Origin of the sequence: Vibrio sp. M260112, from assembly GCF_036533775.1 — a bacterium.
Classification (GTDB): Bacteria; Pseudomonadota; Gammaproteobacteria; order Enterobacterales; family Vibrionaceae; genus Vibrio.
In genome coordinates this window covers 1-17,900 of sequence record NZ_JATABH010000006.1, presented here as the reverse complement: position 1 = coordinate 17,900, position 17,900 = coordinate 1, and the positions used below count along the sequence as shown (strand labels likewise).

At 43.6% G+C, this 17,900-nt stretch carries 18 protein-coding genes; 4 read left to right on the top strand and 14 right to left on the bottom strand.

What is annotated here, in order from left to right:
- Positions 1 to 246 precede the first annotated feature (246 nt).
- The 3 genes from QTN95_RS04275 (at position 247) to QTN95_RS04265 (ending at position 3,809) form a co-directional block, all read left to right on the top strand.
- Positions 247 to 984 carry a helix-turn-helix domain-containing protein gene (locus tag QTN95_RS04275; protein WP_331416470.1) on the top strand — a complete coding sequence of 246 codons (738 nt, stop codon included), beginning with the start codon at positions 247 to 249 and terminating at the stop codon, positions 982 to 984.
- Positions 985 to 1,115: 131 nt separating this feature from the next.
- Positions 1,116 to 2,801: an AMP-binding protein gene (locus QTN95_RS04270; protein WP_331416469.1), complete on the top strand. Its 1,686-nt coding sequence runs from the start codon at positions 1,116 to 1,118 to the stop codon at positions 2,799 to 2,801.
- A gap of 108 nt (positions 2,802 to 2,909) precedes the next feature.
- Entirely contained in the window at positions 2,910 to 3,809 is a 900-nt protein-coding gene (locus tag QTN95_RS04265) for a LysR substrate-binding domain-containing protein (RefSeq protein WP_331416468.1), read from the top strand.
- A gap of 155 nt (positions 3,810 to 3,964) precedes the next feature.
- On the opposite strand, the gene fusA is transcribed toward QTN95_RS04265, so the two are convergent.
- The 12 genes from fusA to trmJ all read right to left on the bottom strand — a co-directional run bounded on the left by fusA (position 3,965) and on the right by trmJ (position 14,674).
- The gene (gene fusA / locus QTN95_RS04260; protein WP_331416467.1) at positions 3,965 to 6,052 is read right to left on the bottom strand and encodes an elongation factor G; all 2,088 of its coding nucleotides are present in this window, start codon (positions 6,050 to 6,052) and stop codon (positions 3,965 to 3,967) included.
- Between the two features lie 227 nt (positions 6,053 to 6,279).
- Entirely contained in the window at positions 6,280 to 6,705 is a 426-nt protein-coding gene (gene ndk / locus QTN95_RS04255) for a nucleoside-diphosphate kinase (protein WP_331416466.1), read from the bottom strand.
- Between the two features lie 58 nt (positions 6,706 to 6,763).
- Positions 6,764 to 8,062: an aminopeptidase PepB gene (gene pepB, locus QTN95_RS04250; RefSeq protein ID WP_331416465.1), complete on the bottom strand. Its 1,299-nt coding sequence runs from the start codon at positions 8,060 to 8,062 to the stop codon at positions 6,764 to 6,766.
- A gap of 150 nt (positions 8,063 to 8,212) precedes the next feature.
- Complete coding sequence (gene iscX, locus QTN95_RS04245) at positions 8,213 to 8,407, bottom strand: Fe-S cluster assembly protein IscX (RefSeq protein ID WP_138970405.1); 195 nt, start codon at positions 8,405 to 8,407, stop codon at positions 8,213 to 8,215.
- Positions 8,408 to 8,457: 50 nt separating this feature from the next.
- The gene (gene fdx / locus QTN95_RS04240; RefSeq protein WP_269377734.1) at positions 8,458 to 8,796 is read right to left on the bottom strand and encodes an ISC system 2Fe-2S type ferredoxin; all 339 of its coding nucleotides are present in this window, start codon (positions 8,794 to 8,796) and stop codon (positions 8,458 to 8,460) included.
- A gap of 11 nt (positions 8,797 to 8,807) precedes the next feature.
- Positions 8,808 to 10,661, bottom strand: coding sequence for a Fe-S protein assembly chaperone HscA (gene hscA, locus QTN95_RS04235; RefSeq protein ID WP_331416464.1), 1,854 nt, complete (start codon positions 10,659 to 10,661; stop codon positions 8,808 to 8,810).
- Between the two features lie 18 nt (positions 10,662 to 10,679).
- A complete protein-coding gene (gene hscB, locus QTN95_RS04230; RefSeq protein WP_331416463.1) occupies positions 10,680 to 11,195 on the bottom strand; it encodes a co-chaperone HscB in 516 nt (171 codons plus the stop codon).
- A gap of 58 nt (positions 11,196 to 11,253) precedes the next feature.
- Positions 11,254 to 11,577 (bottom strand): iron-sulfur cluster assembly protein IscA, encoded by a 324-nt coding sequence (gene iscA / locus QTN95_RS04225; protein ID WP_038139847.1) that lies wholly within the window; start codon positions 11,575 to 11,577, stop codon positions 11,254 to 11,256.
- A 68-nt stretch (positions 11,578 to 11,645) separates the two neighbouring features.
- Positions 11,646 to 12,029, bottom strand: coding sequence for a Fe-S cluster assembly scaffold IscU (gene iscU / locus QTN95_RS04220; RefSeq protein ID WP_138970401.1), 384 nt, complete (start codon positions 12,027 to 12,029; stop codon positions 11,646 to 11,648).
- A gap of 48 nt (positions 12,030 to 12,077) precedes the next feature.
- Complete coding sequence (locus QTN95_RS04215; protein ID WP_331416462.1) at positions 12,078 to 13,292, bottom strand: IscS subfamily cysteine desulfurase; 1,215 nt, start codon at positions 13,290 to 13,292, stop codon at positions 12,078 to 12,080.
- 29 nt (positions 13,293 to 13,321) lie between these two features.
- Complete coding sequence (iscR, locus tag QTN95_RS04210; protein ID WP_331416461.1) at positions 13,322 to 13,828, bottom strand: Fe-S cluster assembly transcriptional regulator IscR; 507 nt, start codon at positions 13,826 to 13,828, stop codon at positions 13,322 to 13,324.
- Between the two features lie 120 nt (positions 13,829 to 13,948).
- A complete protein-coding gene (trmJ, locus tag QTN95_RS04205) occupies positions 13,949 to 14,674 on the bottom strand; it encodes a tRNA (cytosine(32)/uridine(32)-2'-O)-methyltransferase TrmJ (RefSeq protein WP_331416460.1) in 726 nt (241 codons plus the stop codon).
- Positions 14,675 to 14,852: 178 nt separating this feature from the next.
- On the opposite strand from trmJ, the gene suhB reads away from it, so the two are divergent.
- The gene (suhB, locus tag QTN95_RS04200) at positions 14,853 to 15,656 is read left to right on the top strand and encodes an inositol-1-monophosphatase (RefSeq protein WP_331416459.1); all 804 of its coding nucleotides are present in this window, start codon (positions 14,853 to 14,855) and stop codon (positions 15,654 to 15,656) included.
- 352 nt (positions 15,657 to 16,008) lie between these two features.
- On the opposite strand, the gene QTN95_RS04195 is transcribed toward suhB, so the two are convergent.
- Positions 16,009 to 16,698, bottom strand: coding sequence for a hypothetical protein (locus QTN95_RS04195; RefSeq protein ID WP_331416458.1), 690 nt, complete (start codon positions 16,696 to 16,698; stop codon positions 16,009 to 16,011).
- Between the two features lie 130 nt (positions 16,699 to 16,828).
- Complete coding sequence (locus QTN95_RS04190) at positions 16,829 to 17,377, bottom strand: hypothetical protein (protein ID WP_331416457.1); 549 nt, start codon at positions 17,375 to 17,377, stop codon at positions 16,829 to 16,831.
- Positions 17,378 to 17,900 lie beyond the last annotated feature (523 nt).

Genomic DNA, 17,900 nt, shown 5'->3' with positions numbered 1-17,900 from the left:
TAATTTAATGCGCTTACAAAGCACTTTTTAGTTACTACTATATAGCCACTCAACTAAAGCCACCCATTCTCACTTTTGATACTTGACAGAAAGCCGACCACTGCACTTAAGTGATATTAATCACATTAAAACACCGACTAATCATTCAGTCGCCCAATAAGAAGCTTGGTTAATATCAATTAACATACTAAGCTAATTGGTACAGTTCGTGTGATTAAAACTAAAACAAAATAAGGACTTTACACAGTGGATGTGTTGCACAAAGGTTACTGGCTCGGACAATCGGTGACGTACATCGCCAAAGATATCGTTCGAGATCTGGAAAGATACTTTCATATTCTCGACTATGGGTATGATGTGTCTGTCCTTAGTGAATCTGAAATACATTTCTGTTTTTTCTGTTACGAAGCCTCTTTTCACTCACTGTTTCTGACTGCCGCAAAGCTTTGTCAAAACCTAGATAAAAATCTAATCGTGGTATACGACAATGGACTCCCCCAAGAAATTGCTGAATTGGATGTGGTTTATTCAACCTTTAACCTCAATCACGATGACTCTCGGGCTTGGAGTGATGAACTCAATAAGCAGGTCTACTACCAGTTTTCAAAACACCAAGAAATCCTTAATATCCATAAGTTAGTAGAGAACCATCAACAAAAACATATCAACAAAGATCTGGTTGAAATGCTGAGGTATATCGATAAGAACCTCTCAAGAACGATTAGAGAAGAGGACGTAGCAGAATACTGTCACTACTCAGTGACGTATTTTTCTAAGTTTTTTCACAAAACGATTGGAGTCAGTTTCCGGGATTACCTGACACTCAAAAGAATCAATTTCGCTAAGCAGCTGCTAACCAATGAGCGCAAAGAGAAAATATCTTTTATCGCTTTCCAGTGCGGCTATAACGATGTCTCTTACTTCTCCCGCATTTTCAAAAAAAAGACGGGGATTAGCCCTGCAGTCTATCGTCAACTTCACTAATCACGCGCTGGTCACAAGAAACTCCTAAACTTACTCTTAGTGCTTTCCTCCTATTTATTTACCATGCTAGAGTTAACAATCTATTAACAACAAAAATAACCATAATTTTGCCAATAACACGGAGTTAGAGAATGATTCAGCCTAACGAGTTAAGCAAACCAACCTGTGCTCTCCCACCACCCAACGAGATGATCCTAAAATGGGCAGCGGAGCGCCCTAATGAGGTTTATCTTAAACAAATTATCAACCGCCAGTTTATCGAGTTCACCTACGCGGAAGTTGCCGATCAAGCACTAAAGCTAGTCACAGCACTCAATAATTTGGGTATCCAGCCAGGTGACAAAGTTGCACTGGTATCAAAAAACTGTGCCGAATGGTTTATCTGTGATTTAGCCATGACGCTTGGTGACTTTGTCAGCGTGCCGATCTTCCCAACCGCGGGTGCTGATACCATCGAATACTGTCTGACGCACAGTGAAAGTAAAGCGCTGATTGGCGGTAAGCTTGATGATGCAGCAGCAACACAGCAAGTGATCGACACGATGCCTGATCTTATCACCATCGCTCTGCCGTATGACTCTGCACCAAGTTGCCAATACCAATTTAAACAGTTGATCGCTGATTGTGAACCAAGCCAGTATCGTCCTGAGCATTACGACGATAAATTGATGTCGTTAGTTTATACTTCCGGCACTTCGGGGGTACCTAAAGGCGCAATGCTCACTTATGGCGCGTTTAGTTGGTCGGTCCAACAACTCATCAATCACATCGGCATTCAAGAGAATGATCGTCTGTTCTCCTATTTACCACTCGCCCATATTACAGAGCGAGTCTATATTTTCGGTTCTTCGATCATGGGGGGAGTTCAGACTGCCTTCCCTGAGTCTCTCGATACTTTTATCGAAGATGTAAAAATGCAAAGACCCACATTGTTTATCTCAGTGCCTCGACTATGGACCCTGTTCCAACAGCGTATTCAAGATAAACTGCCGCAGAAAAAACTGAACATCTTGCTCAAAATTCCATTTGTTAACTCTTTGATTAAGAAGAAACTCGCAGATGGACTCGGTTTGGACAAAGCACGCGTGCTAGGTTGTGGTTCTGCCCCAGTGTCTCCGGCGTTACTTGAGTGGTACCACAGCGTCGGCCTGAACATCACAGAAGCTTGGGGGATGACTGAGTCGTTTGCCTACAGCACACTTAACTACCCATTCCGTGCAGACAAAATCGGTAGTGTTGGTAATGCTGGGCCCGGTATTGAACTGAAAATTGCCGAAGACAATGAAATCATGGTCCGAGGAAAAGGTTTATTCTCCGGCTATTATAAGAACGACATCGCGACTCAAGAGTCATTTAACTCGGAAGGGTGGCTACACACTGGTGATGTTGGTTCTATAGACAGCGAAGGATACTTAAACATTCAGGGACGTAAAAAAGATACCTTTAAAACAGCTAAAGGTAAGTTTGTCGCCCCTGTTCCAATTGAGAAAAAACTGTTCGAGTACAGCCGTATAGAAATGATGTGTCTGATTGGTCTGGGACTTCCAGCGCCAATTTTGCTTGTGGTTCCTCATGATTTCCCTAATTTTGATCGTGCCCGTTATGAGCGTACGACGAAAAAAGTCATCAAGAGAATGAACGCCGAGCTAGAGTCTCACGAACAGATAAAAGGCGTCTTAATGATCAAAGATCCGTGGAGCATTGAGAATGGTATCTTGACTCCGACTTTGAAAATTAAACGTCATGTTCTTGAGCAAAAATACCACGAGATTGGGCACAACTGGCCTAAAGGTCAGCTCGTCGTGTGGGAAGAGTAGTTTTGTACTGAGATTTAAAAGGAGAGCCTACGCTCTCCTTTTTACTTTTCGGCATAAAGTAAAGCGATTATGATGCTCACTTGCCACAAGAATACATAGGGACAGTATATGGATGCTAGGTTGCATCACCTGCCAGGATTGCGCTACTTTGAAGTCGCGGCAAGGCTCAATAGTTATAGCCGAGCAGCCGAAGAGCTTTTTATTAGTCAGGCTGCTGTGAGCCAAAAAATTCGCCAATTAGAGGATGGGTTAGGCTGTAAGCTATTTGTCCGTGATGGCCGAGAAATGCGTTTAACCGAACAAGGAAAAATCTTGTTTAAACATGTTTCTCAAGGCTTCGAAACTATTATCAGTGGTCTAAATCAAATCCAGAGCGAGCCTGTTGAAGGCTTGCTGTGCGTTAGTTCAACGCCGTCATTTGCGTCTCGTTGGTTACTACCGCGATTATGGAAATTCTCTACTCAATACCCAAGTATCCCTATTCGTATCATTACCAGTTGCGACGCTCCCAAGCTAAAACAGGGTGATGCCGACCTAGCTATATGGCAAGGCGATACTCTCGACGTCAGTGACAACCATAAGCTACATAAAGAGTTTCTATTTGAAGAAACGATCTACCCGTTTTGTTCTCCCCACCTAGCGAAAACAATCAACTTATCGACGCCCGAACAGCTACTTGGTTGCTGGTTGATTCACTATGAATCAGGAGGTTACCCATGGCGCGCTTGGTTTGCCGAAGCTGGTGTTGAGATGAACAAAGAGTCGGTGAGATGGATGGATGTCAGTACCTTCGATCATGCGATGAATGCGGTTATGGCTGGTCATGGCGCTTGTTTAGCCTCAGACTCACTCGCCGCCGACTATGTAGAGAGAGGGTTACTCATTAAGCCATTTGCTATTGGTATGACCCCAGGCATCCAATTCAACCTGTTCTACAATGATGAGTCCCCTCGACGAAATCGAATCGCTGCTTTTGCAAACTGGCTACATAGCGAAATAGCAGGCTAAGCAACAAAAAGAGAGCCATTCGTTAGGTTTAGGCATCATTGATAGCCGTAGCCCTAGGTAGGCTGGGAAACTAAGCGCTAGGAGCACGTTATCCTATATAAAAAAGCCCCAGTCTTGCGACTGGGGCTTTAAAGTTATTTAGCTAACAATAAGAATTACTTCTTAGCGTTACGCTCTTTAACTTCTGCGATTACTTGCTCAGCAACGTTTGATGGACAAGCTGCGTAACGTGCGAACTCCATAGAGAACTGACCACGACCAGAAGTCATTGTACGTAGCGTACCGATGTAGCCGAACATTTCTGATAGAGGAACGTCAGCTTTGATACGAACGCCAGTAGCACCAGCTTGTTGGTCTTTGATCATACCACGACGACGGTTAAGGTCACCGATAACATCACCAACGTGGTCATCTGGAGTATATACGTCAACGTTCATGATTGGCTCAAGAAGCTGTGCACCTGCTTTAGGCATTGATTGACGGAATGCGCCTTTCGCTGCGATTTCAAATGCGATTGCAGATGAGTCAACTGCGTGGAAGCCACCGTCAAATAGCTCAACTTCAACGTCTAGCGTAGGGAAGCCAGCTAGAACACCAGTTTGCATCATGCCTTCGAAGCCTTTCTCTACTGCAGGCCAGAATTCCTTAGGAACGTTACCACCTACAACAGTTGACTTGAACGTGAAGCCAGAGTTTGGCTCACCTGGTTTGATGCGGTAATCGATCTTACCGAACTGACCAGAACCACCAGACTGCTTCTTGTGCGTGTAGCTATCTTCAACTGCTTGAGTGATAGTTTCACGGTAAGCTACCTGTGGAGCACCTACTTCTAGCTCAACGCCGTAAGTACGCTTAAGGATGTCTACCTTAATGTCTAGGTGAAGTTCACCCATACCTTTAAGGATAGTTTCGCCTGAATCTTCGTCAGTCTCAACTTGGAATGATGGATCTTCTGCAACCATCTTACCAATAGCGATACCCATCTTCTCTGTAGAACCTTTATCTTTAGGTGCTACAGCGATAGAGATTACTGGCTCTGGGAAGATCATTGGTTCTAGAGTACATTCGTGCTTAGGATCACATAGAGTGTGACCTGTTTGAACGTTCTTCATACCTACAACAGCGATGATGTCACCAGCTTGAGCTTCAGTGATCTCTGTGCGGTCATTCGCTTGCATCTCAACCATACGGCCGATACGCTCAGTCTTACCTGTCGCAGCGTTAAGGATAGTGTCACCCTTCTTCATGCGGCCAGAGTAGATACGAATAAATGTTAGTGCACCAAAACGGTCATCCATGATCTTGAATGCTAGCGCTTTTAGTGGCTGATCAGCATCAACGATAGCTTTTTCGCCAGTTGGTTCACCTGTTTCAGGATCAGTTAGATCTTGAGGTTCAACTTCTGTTGGGCTTGGTAGGTAATCTACTACAGCGTCAAGAACAAGTTGCATACCTTTGTTCTTAAATGCAGAACCACAGAATGTTGGGAAGAACGCTAGGTCACGAGTACCTTTACGGATACAAGCTTTGATTTGCTCGATAGTTGGCTCTTCGCCTTCCATGTAAGCTTCCATTAGCTCGTCATCTTGCTCAACAGCAGTTTCAATCATTTCTTCACGGTATTGTTCTACATCGTCAACCATGTCTGCTGGAACATCTAGAACTTCGTAGTTTTCTGGAAGACCAGTTTCGTCCCAAACGTACGCTTTACGAGTTAGAATGTCTACAACACCAACGAAATCATCTTCACGACCGATTGGCAGAGTCATAACTAGTGGGTTAGCACCTAGTACTTTCTTAACTTGCTCAACAACGTTGAAGAAGTCTGCACCCATACGGTCAAGTTTGTTTACGAAAATGATACGTGATACTTCAGATTCGTTAGCGTAACGCCAGTTAGTTTCTGACTGAGGTTCAACACCGCCAGAACCACAGAATACACCGATACCACCATCTAGTACTTTAAGTGAACGGTATACTTCAACTGTAAAGTCAACGTGTCCCGGAGTATCGATAACGTTTAGACGGTGGTTTTTCCACTCACACGTTACAGCTGCTGACTGGATTGTGATACCACGCTCAGCTTCTTGCTCCATGAAGTCAGTAGTAGACTCACCGTCATGTACTTCACCAGTTTTGTGGATTTTACCAGTAAGCTTCAGGATACGCTCAGTGGTGGTAGTTTTACCCGCATCAACGTGCGCGAAAATACCAATGTTTCTGTATTTCGATAAATCTGCCATTGTCTTACTCTGTTAATAAGGTATAAATTGCGCGCAGAGTATATCACAATCTGTCAAGACTGATACCCTTGCGTGCGCTGTATGTAAAAAAAACTTGTCTCACCAATATTAGCAGTTAATTCACCAACTAAATGGTAAATTTGCTGGTATTGATTAAGCTTTCTCAGAATAAAAATGCTGCTCATTCGGTAACAAGCAGCACCTCATATTTTGCTATTGTCCTTAGCTTAGCGAGGACAAATCTCCGACTCTGGGAAGAAGAACTCGATTTCGCGAGCTGCTGATTCCGGACTATCTGAACCGTGAACAGAATTATAGCGCATGCTGACAGCGTAATCAGCACGAATGGTGCCACATGCTGCTTCTTCTGGGTTAGTTTTCCCCATAAGTTCACGGTAGCGTGCAATCGCATTTTCGCCTTCAAGTACTTGAACCATGATTGGTCCAGAAGTCATAAATTCTTTCAGTGCAGGGAAAAACGCTTTGCCTTCATGTTCTGCATAAAAGCCACTCGCCTGCTCTTCAGTTAGACGAACCATTTTAGCTGCAATGATCTGTAGACCTGCTTTTTCAATGCGGTGATAAATTTCACCAATGAGATTGCGTTCTACTGCATCGGGCTTAACGATAGAAAAAGTTCTTTCAAGAGCCATAAGGTATCCTTTCGTTTTATCTTTGTTTTAATAGAAGAGGCTCTGCGGCCTCTTAATGTTATTTGCTCGCTTGCTGCATGAGCAAAGCAGCCAAACTACGTACGCCTACGCCTGTTGCACCTGCGGCCCACTTATCTGTTGCCGCTTTACGATACGTTGCAGCGCAGTCGAAATGTAACCAGCCTTTCTTGTAATCTTGCACAAAATAAGACAGGAATGCCGCCGCTGTGCTAGCACCTGGTGAGTAGTCTCCACTACAGATGTTTGACAGGTCAGCAAAGTTAGATGGCAACATGCTTCGGTGAAACTCTGCAAGCGGCAGTGGCCATAAACCTTCGTTCTCTTCACGAGCGGCTATGAGTGCCTGATGAGACAGTTCGTCATCAAAGCTCATTAGCGCATGGTAATCATTACCCAAAGCGTTTTTCGCAGCTCCAGTTAGGGTTGCGCAGTCAATGATCAGTTGTGGGTTCTGTTCACTCGCGTAGATTAGTCCATCCGCAAGCACAAGGCGACCTTCAGCATCAGTATTCATGATCTCAACAGTCTTACCGTTTTTGTAAGTGATGATATCGCCAAGTTTAAGCGCACGACCAGAGATCATGTTCTCTGCACAACAAAGAATGAGTTTTACACGTTTGTTTAGGCCACGCATGATGGCTAAGCCTAAAGCACCTGTGATGGTACCAGAACCGCCCATATCCGCTTTCATCGCAGTCATTAAACCCGATGGTTTGATACTATAACCGCCTGAATCAAACGTAATCCCTTTACCAACTAAACAAGCAAATACAGGGGCGTTTTCATCGCCTGTTGGGTTAAAGTCAAGTTGAAGCATTGCAGAGGTTCGCTCAGAACCGCGTCCGACCGCATAAATACCTTGCCAACCTTCCGCTAGCAGATCTTTATCTTTTACGATACGAGCCGTTACTGTACCTTCTGGAGCAACAGATTTAATAAACTCAGCAGCCATAGTCGCTAACTGACGAGGCGCCACTTCTTCCGCAGTCTTGTTGATAATATCACGCGTAAAATCGGTCGCTTTGATACGCGCTTCTAGCTCTACTTTATCCGCCTGTGCAAGTTCTTGCCATGCAAGCTGGTTAATTTTTTTAGGGCCGCGGTAACCTTGGTGAAACGTCCAAACGTTTTCCAAGTTCCAACCTTCACCAGCGAGAGTTAAAGACGTCACGCCTTGAGCATCAAGTTTACGAGCCGCCTTTTGAATCGTGCCAAGATCGTCTTCTTCAACAAGGTGGATAGTCGCACCGTGATCAGAAAATGAAACGATCGCGTTAGCTCCCCATTGAGGGGCTGCAGCTTCTTGGCTTAGAAATACTGACATCTGTGTAGACATGGTTTCTCCTTGTCTTTACTGGCGTTGTCTACGCCTTCTTCTATTTACCACTGGATGTTAACACTTTAATGTGAAATTGATAAAAAAACGGACCATAAGGTCCGCTTTTTTTAGTAAATTTTGTTAACTGAAAGGGGTTTACCGCTAGGGTTAATCCATTTCATCCATCCAACATAGGATCACAGCTTCCAGTATCTTCTCATTCGAACGGTTTGGTTCATCATCAAAGTCATCAAGTTCCATGATCCACTGGTGCAAATCAGTAAAACGAACGGTTTTAGGATCTGTATCAGGAAACTTATCACATAACTCAATAGCAATATCGCGAGAATCTGTCCATTTCATTACTTACCTTCCTTACTATAGCGTTATGATGGGTGGTCGGGTTGAGACGATTAATGGTCTTCCGATGCATGGTTTAGTGTGTATTTAGGAATCTCAACAACTAAATCTTCATCAGCGACTTTTGCCTGACAACCTAAGCGCGACTCAGGCTCAAGACCCCATGCTTTATCTAGCATGTCGTCTTCAAGCTCATCACTCTCTTCTAAAGAGTCAAAACCTTCACGAATAACAATATGACATGTAGTACAAGCACATGATTTTTCACACGCATGTTCAATACCGATGCCGTTTTTTAGCGCAACATCAAGGACCGTTTCACCTGTCTTGGCTTCTAAAACCGCGCCCTCTGGGCACAAATCTTCATGCGGTAATACGATAATCTTAGGCATAACTCTATCTCTTAAATATCATCTACTGATTGACCTGACAGTGCAGCTCGAATCGATTTATCCATACGGCGAGAAGCGAAGTCTTGGCTCGCCTTGTCAGTATCTTTGATACCTTGTTCTATTGCATCAGCACTGTCGCTATTTCGTAGCTCAATGAGTGACTCAATCGCTTGAAGCAGTACTTGTCGTTCTTGCTCAGAAAGGAGTTCATCACCATCTGCCTGCATTGCAACAATCAAACCTTCAATCACGCGGTCAGCTTCAACACGCTGCTCTGCTAAAGCACGAGCCTGCATGTCTTCTTTCGCATAAGTCATTGATTCTCTTAGCATGGTGGCGACTTCATCATCACTCAATCCATAAGAGGGTTTCACTTGGATTTCCGACTGAACACCGGTGCTTTTCTCCATGGCGGTAACCGAGAGTAAGCCATCTGCATCAACTTGGTAGGTAACACGAATATGCGCAGCACCTGCTGCCATTGGCGGAATACCTTTCAAAGAGAAACGTGCAAGTGAACGACAATCATCGACCATTTCGCGCTCACCTTGTACAACATGAACACTCATAGCAGTTTGACCATCTTTGAAGGTCGTAAACTCTTGTGCTCGTGCAACAGGAATGGTGGTATTACGTGGAACAATTTTCTCAACCAATCCACCCATTGTTTCAATGCCTAACGATAGTGGAATAACATCCAGCAATAGCATTTCTGAATCAGGTTTGTTACCCGCGAGAATGTCCGCTTGAATACCAGCACCAATCGCTACAACTTCATCAGGGTTAATGCTTGTCAATGGCGAACGACCAAAGAACTCACCCACCATTTCACGAACCAGCAATGCGCGAGTAGATCCGCCAACCATCACCACTTCCAGAACATCATCGGTATCGACTTCTGCATCCTTTAATGCACGACGGCATGACATCAGCGTTTTCTTAACTAACGGCTGAATCAGAGCTTCAAATTCTTGACGACTAACCGTCCCAGTCCACCCCAGCACTTCAACATCAACACTTTCTCGTGCAGAGAAATCGATCTTTGCTTGAGTCGCTACGTTTAACACAATACGGTTGTGCTCGGCAGATAAAGGGGTCGTCAAACCTGCTTTTTCGATGAGGTAGTCAGCAAACAAGTGGTCAAAATCATCACCGCCCAACGCCGAATCACCACCCGTAGCTAAAACCTCAAAGACACCTTTTGATAAACGAAGAATCGAGATATCAAACGTACCACCACCAAGGTCATAAACCGCAATAACACCTTCTTGTCCTGAATCAAGACCGTAAGCGATCGCAGCTGCTGTTGGTTCGTTAAGCAGTCGAAGGACGTGTAAGCCAGCGAGCTTAGCCGCGTCTTTGGTACCCGCTCTCTGAGCATCATCAAAGTAGGCAGGAACAGTAATAACCACCCCTGCAAGCTCGCCACCTAATGTTTGCTCAGCTCGCTGACCTAAGGTTCTTAGAATGTCAGCAGAAACTTCTATTGGATTTTTGTCGCCGCTCGCGGTTTGAATGATAGGTAAACCACTGTCACTCGCTTTAAACTGGTACGGAGAACTTGGGTAACGATTTTTAATATCTTCTAGAGAGCGACCCAGTAAGCGTTTTACGGAGATGATAGTGTTTACAGGGTCCACTTCTGCTTTCGCTTTAGCTGCATAACCCACTTGAGGTGTATCTCCAGAATAGTTCACTACCGAAGGTAAGATACTCTGGCCATGTTCATCTTTTAATGTTGCAGCATCACCACTACGCACAGAAGCAACTAGCGAGTTAGTCGTACCTAAGTCGATACCAGCTGCAAGTTTATGCTCATGGGGCGCCGAGCTTTGACCCGGTTCTGCAATTTGAAGTAGTGCCATGGGTGGTCCTTTTTTTCACTAGCCGAGGAGTTTGTCTTCCACTAGTCCTATTTCGTTTTGAAGTTTGGCAATAAATTTTAACTTTCGGACTCGGTCAGCCGCTTGCTGCCAATCTGAGTCATTAAGCTCCTGCTCTACAGCTGTAAGCTGCTGCTTAAACATTTTGCTCACTTTAGATTCAAAGTCGAACAGAGCTTCTTCAGGATCCGAGCTTACTGAAATCTCTTCAAGTTCCTCACGCAATTCCATTTGTTCCATAAGAAACATAGGATCTTGCAGTGTTTGTTGTTCACCTCGAATCTCAACACCATTCTCCGCCAACAAGTACTCAGCGCGTGAGATTGGCTTTTTTAGCACTTGGTACGCATCGTTAATTTCAGCCGCTTTTTGTACCGCCATGAGACGATCTCGTTCTGAAGCCGTGGCAAAATTATCGGGATGGAACTGTTTTTGAAGTTCACGGAACTGTGAAGAAAGAAGGCTACCATCCAGTTGAAACTGACTTGGTAGCCCAAATAATTCAAAGTAATTCATGGAGAGTTCGGTCCTTGGCAATAACCCTGTGGGCCTGAACGCCCACAGGGACTATCAATTAAACGTTGAAGCTTTCACCACAACCGCATTCGCTTTTCGCATTTGGGTTATTAAATTCAAACCCTTCATTCAAGCCTTCTTTAACGTAATCCAATTCAGTGCCATCTAAATACACTAGGCTTTTTTGATCGATTATCACTTTTACGCCGTCGTGCTCAAAGACTGAATCTTCTTCGTTAAGCTCATCAACAAATTCAAGTACATACGCCATTCCAGAACAGCCTGTCGTCTTCACACCCAAGCGTAAACCAATGCCTTTGCCTCGGTTTTCTAAGAATGTTTTAACGCGACTCGCCGCGGTTTCTGTCATTGTGATGGCCATACTGCACCCTAGTTTGTCTATATTGCGAATGGAATAGGAGGATGAACCTCCTATTATATACCGATTACTTATTGTTGGTGTTTTTTCTTGTAGTCAGCTACCGCTGCTTTAATTGCGTCTTCCGCTAGGATTGAGCAGTGTACTTTCACCGGTGGAAGTTCTAGCTCTTCTGCAATTTCAGCATTTTTAATCGCCGCAGCTTCATCAATGCTCTTACCTTTAACCCACTCAGTAACCAGTGAGCTAGATGCAATCGCACTACCACAACCGTATGTTTTAAACTTCGCATCTTCAATAATACCTTCAGGTGTTACTTTGATTTGAAGCTTCATTACGTCGCCACACGCAGGAGCACCAACCATGCCGCTACCTACCGATGGGTCTTCTTTGTCAAATGAACCAACGTTACGTGGGTTCTCGTAGTGATCAATTACTTTTTCGCTGTATGCCATGATAATTTACCTCGAATCCTCTATCTATTTCCTGGGAATAACCTGCGATTAGTGGTGTGCCCACTCAACCGTATCTAGGTCAATTCCTTCCTTGTACATATCCCATAGAGGAGACATGTCGCGCAGTTTAATCACTGCAGTACGAATCTGTTCAATTGCGTAGTCAATTTCTTCTTCTGTCGTAAAACGACCAAATGAGAAACGAACTGAACTGTGTGCTAACTCATCGTTCAGGCCAAGAGCACGTAGTACATATGATGGCTCTAGGCTTGCTGATGTACATGCGCTGCCAGAAGAAACCGCTAGGTCTTTTAGCGACATAAGCAGTGACTCGCCTTCAACGAATGCGAAACTCACATTTAGGTTATGCGGTACACGTTGCTCTAAGTCACCGTTAACCGTTACAGCTTCAAGATCTTTAACGCCATCAAGTAGACGATTACGTAGCGCTAGTGCATGGTCAAAATCTTTCTGCATATCTTCTTTAGCAATGCGGAACGCTTCACCCATACCAACGATTTGGTGAGTAGGAAGTGTGCCTGAACGGAAACCTCGCTCATGACCACCGCCGTGCATTTGAGCTTCCAAACGAATGCGAGGCTTACGGCGTACGTACAGTGCGCCAATACCTTTAGGGCCGTAGATTTTATGCGCCGACATAGAGATAAGGTCAACCTTCATCTCTTGCACATCAATAGGTAACTTACCCGCAGATTGAGCAGCATCTACATGGAAAATGATCTTACGCTCACGGCATAGTTCACCGATTGATGCGATGTCTTGAATCACACCAATCTCGTTGTTTACATGCATGATAGAAACAAGAACCGTGTCTTCGCGCATTGCTGCTGCTAGCTTTTTAAGATCGATAAGGCCGTTTGATTCAGGCTCTAGGTAAGTAACCTCAAAACCTTCACGCTCAAGTTGACGGCATGGATCTAGAACTGCTTTATGCTCTGTCTTACAAGTAATGACATGCTTGCCTTTCTTCGAATAGAAATGAGCAGCACCTTTGATAGCAAGGTTATCTGACTCAGTAGCGCCCGAAGTAAATACGATTTCACGTGGATCTGCATTTAGTAGATCAGCGACTTGCTCACGAGCTGTATCTACCGCTTCTTCTGCCTGCCAGCCGTAACGGTGTGAACGTGATGCTGGGTTGCCAAACGTACCGTCCATAGTCATGTACTGAACCATTTTTTCAGCTACACGAGGATCAACAGGACAGGTCGCTGAATAATCTAAATAAATAGGCAGTTTCATTCTCTACTCCAATGTAACAGGCAAACCGCTTAAGAGCGGACGTTAACACCGATGGGTGCGGTGTTTGTATTTTTAGTAGCAAACCCATGATTAACGGCAAGATCGAGATCTTGTCGATCTGAAATTTCGATGACTTCGTTGTCTTTCATCAACTCACCTAACGTGATGTTGTTTAAGAAGTCACTGATACGTGAACTTAAATCTCGCCACAAGGTATGGGTAAGACAGCGTGAACCGCCTTGGCAATCTCCCTTACCATTACATTTGGTAGCATCAACAGATTCGTCCACTGCTGCGATCACTGTACCAATCGCAATCGAATGTGCATCTTCACCTAAGCGGTAACCACCACCTGGTCCACGCACACTCGCAACTAAACCAGCTTTACGTAACTTTGAGAAAAGCTGCTCTAGATAAGATAATGAAATACCCTGACGCTCTGAAATATCAGCCAGAGGCACTGGGTTTTGCTGTGAGTGCAGAGCCACATCTAACATGGCTGTCACTGCGTATCTTCCTTTAGATGTAAGTCTCATATAACACCATATCCACACCGTTTATGTGGTATGAATTCTTTCATACCTGAGTAAAATGGTCAAGTATTTAATTGACTAAATTACTCAAGTATTTATCCCTGATCATATTGTGGTTATAGACTACTGAGAGATACGCTTCTCTATCGCGGTAAGCACACCACGGAGAATATTCAATTCTTGTGCTTCCGGCCTTGCGCGGTTGAACAAACGTCGTAGTTTATTCATTACTTTGCCTGGCTGTTCTTCACTGATAAATTGGGTATCCTTTGCCACTTTTTCAAGGTGTGCAAAAAACAATTCCAGCTCTTTGTGTCTTGGGTACTCTAACTCTTCTTGCTTGGCGAACTGACTTTGCTCACGCTCTAAATACGCCATACGTATTTCATAGCTTAACGTCTGAACTGCCATTGCTAAGTTGAGTGAACTGTATTCAGGGTTGGCGGGAATACACACGTGATAATGACAAGTTTGAAGTTCATCATTTGTCAGCCCTGTACGTTCGCGACCAAATACCAGTGCAACGGGTGAGTTTTGACCTTCAGAGACAAATTTTTCACCGCATTCTCTAGGTTCAAGCATCGGCCACTCTAACGTGCGCGAACGTGCGCTAGAACCGACAACTAATGCACAATCAGCAACCGCTTCATTTAAGTCATCTACAATTGTGGCATTTTGTGCAATATCGGCTGCCCCTGCGGCCAAAGCAATAGCCTGTTCATCAACGCGACACTGAGGATCAACGAGAACCAGATTCGATAAGCCCATAACCTTCATTGCACGAGCAGCTGAACCGATGTTGCCAGAGTGAGATGTCCCAACGAGGACAACTTTTACGTTGTTGAGCATTAATGATTTCCAAGAGTAAAATTCGAGCCGCAAGATAGTACCATATACCTGAGTAAAATGGTCAGACCCTTTTCGCGATTAAAACTGAAAGTACAAAAACTAACCACTTCCATTTGGCTATTTATCTGGTATACTGCCGCCCGTTTTTCTGTTCTTTAACATCCGTTGGGAAATTAGTATGCATCCAATGCTTAATATCGCTATTCGTGCTGCACGAAAAGCTGGCAATCATATTGCTAAATCTTTAGAAAATGTTGAGAAGATCGAATCTACTCAAAAAGGCACGAATGACTTTGTTACTAACGTAGACAAAGAAGCGGAAACTATGATCATCGATACAATCAAGGCTTCGTACCCTGATCACAGTATCGTTGCTGAAGAAAATGGCGTCATCGAAGGTAAAGACCAAGACGTTCAATGGATCATCGACCCACTGGATGGCACAACAAACTTTGTAAAAGGTTTACCTCATTTTTCTGTATCTATCGCTGTTCGCATTAAAGGCAAAACAGAAGTAGCGTGTGTATACGACCCAATGCTAAACGAACTATTCACCGCTCAACGTGGTGCTGGTGCTCAGCTAAACAACGCTCGTATCCGTGTTAAGCAACTTAAAGACCTTCAAGGCACAGTTCTGGCAACTGGTTTCCCGTACAAACAGAAGCAACACTCTGAATCTTACCTAAAGATCATGTCTGCTCTATTCGTAGACTGCGCTGACTTCCGTCGCACTGGTTCTGCTGCTCTAGACCTATGTTACCTAGCTGCTGGCCGCGTTGATGGTTTCTTTGAGCTTGGCCTAAAGCCATGGGACATCGCTGCGGGTGAATTGATTGCTCGCGAAGCTGGCGCTATCGTTACTGACTTTGCTGGCGGTACTGACTACATGAAATCTGGTAACGTAGTTGCGTCAAGCGCGCGCGGCGTTAAAGGCATGCTTAAACACATCCGTGAAAACGGCAATGAAGCAATCCTGAAGTAATTATCTGTACAGCTGATATTTTAAAAACCACTCAATAGAGTGGTTTTTTTATATCTACAATAACCTGCTGAGTTCCATCGATTAACGGAATAATCTCAGCAGTGGTGGAGAGATTCGAACTCCCAACACGCGGATTTATAAAACCGCCTAACAACCTAACAAAACAAACACTTAGCATAGTCAAAAATAGACAAGTAACGTTATACGCACTCAAAATGACTTTGTTTGGCGCTAATGAGACGATAAAAAATGCGACTTACGTTAATTAAGTCGCCCTTAGAAAGGCGCATAAATATATTGAATTTATACAAAACTAGTAAAGGTATCTGAACGTTTGTTATATTTTAAGGCATTACAACTGTACTTCTACTCTGTTTCCGGTATCAACCATTGTAAAAGCCATTTTCTTTGAAGTTTCGTTGTACTTCAATTTCACTTCATCTTCATAGCGCCAACGACCCCAACTTTGGCTATCGATAATCCAAGCAGCCCATAGCATGCTCCCTCCAGAAACATCACAAACGTAACTCCAAGCTGTATTATCTGAAGCGCGAATATATCGAACATAGACAAGCCCCTCAGAATTTTTGTAGTTATCAATTCTAGCTGTTGGCTGATTAAAAATTTCTCCAATATACGCTTTGCAAAGGGCCGCTTTTTCAGAAGTCATGAGTTTTTTCTCTGGCTCACCGCCACCGAAAAGCCCAATTAAAAATAAGACTCCAAGTCCAGACCAAATAACATTCGACTTGGATTTACCATGTACAGGTAAGCTCACATTCTTAGGTTGATTACCTAATTCGACAAATGATTTGTAGCATGATTCGTATGTTTTCTCACTCATTGAAGAGGTAAATTTTTTCCCATCTGCTAACGAAAACTCTACGAAATGCTCCTTTTTAGTGATTTCTAATTTATTTAGTTCGACTACCTCAGAAAGAGGAATTTGCCTTACTTTATAAAACCCTATCTCAATTCGATCTTTCTCTAAGCTCCATGTTTCACCCGAGAAATCTCCCTTTATTATCTTAATGTTTTTCATTTTTTCATCCTAACCAAAATAAAATATAATGCCCGCTTAAGTGGTGAGCAACACAATACGATGCTTCCGCATACCACCTTAATCACTAAAATCAACATGCCACGCGTTGTGAATCCCTCTTAAATGCTTGTTAGTTGCGTTCTAAAGTTTGCGGACATTTTTCATGATGATTTTTGACTGATTTCAAGAATGAACCACAACCACTGCATCTTATTCTTCCCTGTAAATGAGTAGAAACGTCATTTAGTGAGATGTATTCTTGCCAACGTTCGTTATGGCTTTGACTAACATGTAATGCAATATCTACAACGAATTTTCCACAATACGTGCACTCGGTCTTTTGAGTGATACCTGCTTTTGTTTCACTACTTTTGGCTTTCGGAATGCTGACCTCATACTCGTACTCAATAAAGTCCAAGACTTCATCTAGTGCTCGGATAATGTGCAACTGATTTGCTCCAAAAGCGTAATACGCAGCCTTTAAATCATGCTCACTTACTTCACTATTTATACTACTTCGCGTACTTAAGCCATTAACTCTAATTGGATACCGGAATGATCGCCCTTCGCCTAGCCACTCTCCATTAGCTCCCCAGTTTTGAATGTTACCGTTGTAGCAACTAGAGCCTATGATTTTCTCGAGCTTAATAAGTAACTCTTTTCTTGTTAATTTAGCCAAATTTCCTCCTAAGCAACTAACGCTTATTAGACGATAAACTGTCGCCTTTCGGTTGCATATAATGCAACTTAATTCACACAAATACAACGAACAATCAACAAGTTAAGTCAGTAAAAGAAGATTAGACAGCAAACTGTCACCTAACACGATAATGCTGATTTAACGGATTTAGCTCTAACGCCTCTTCTAGATGGTCAGGGGCTATAACAATCAATAAGTCTGGATGAAAGTCAATAAGTTAAATCAGTGAAAGAAGATTAGACAGAAAACTGTCACCTAACACGATAATGCTGATTTAACGGATTTAGCTCTAATACCAATCTAAGTAAAAATATGATCTAATTGAGACTGTCATTTCTACACGAGAATGCCATGGATAACCTCGACAACATCGACTTTAAAAAACTCGCTAGTCAGCAGAAGTCTATACAAATGAAGATGCGTTTACTTGCTCTAGCACACTTTAAAGAAGGGCGGTCTCGAACACAGATTGCCAAATACCTGAAGGTAAGCCGCACTAGCG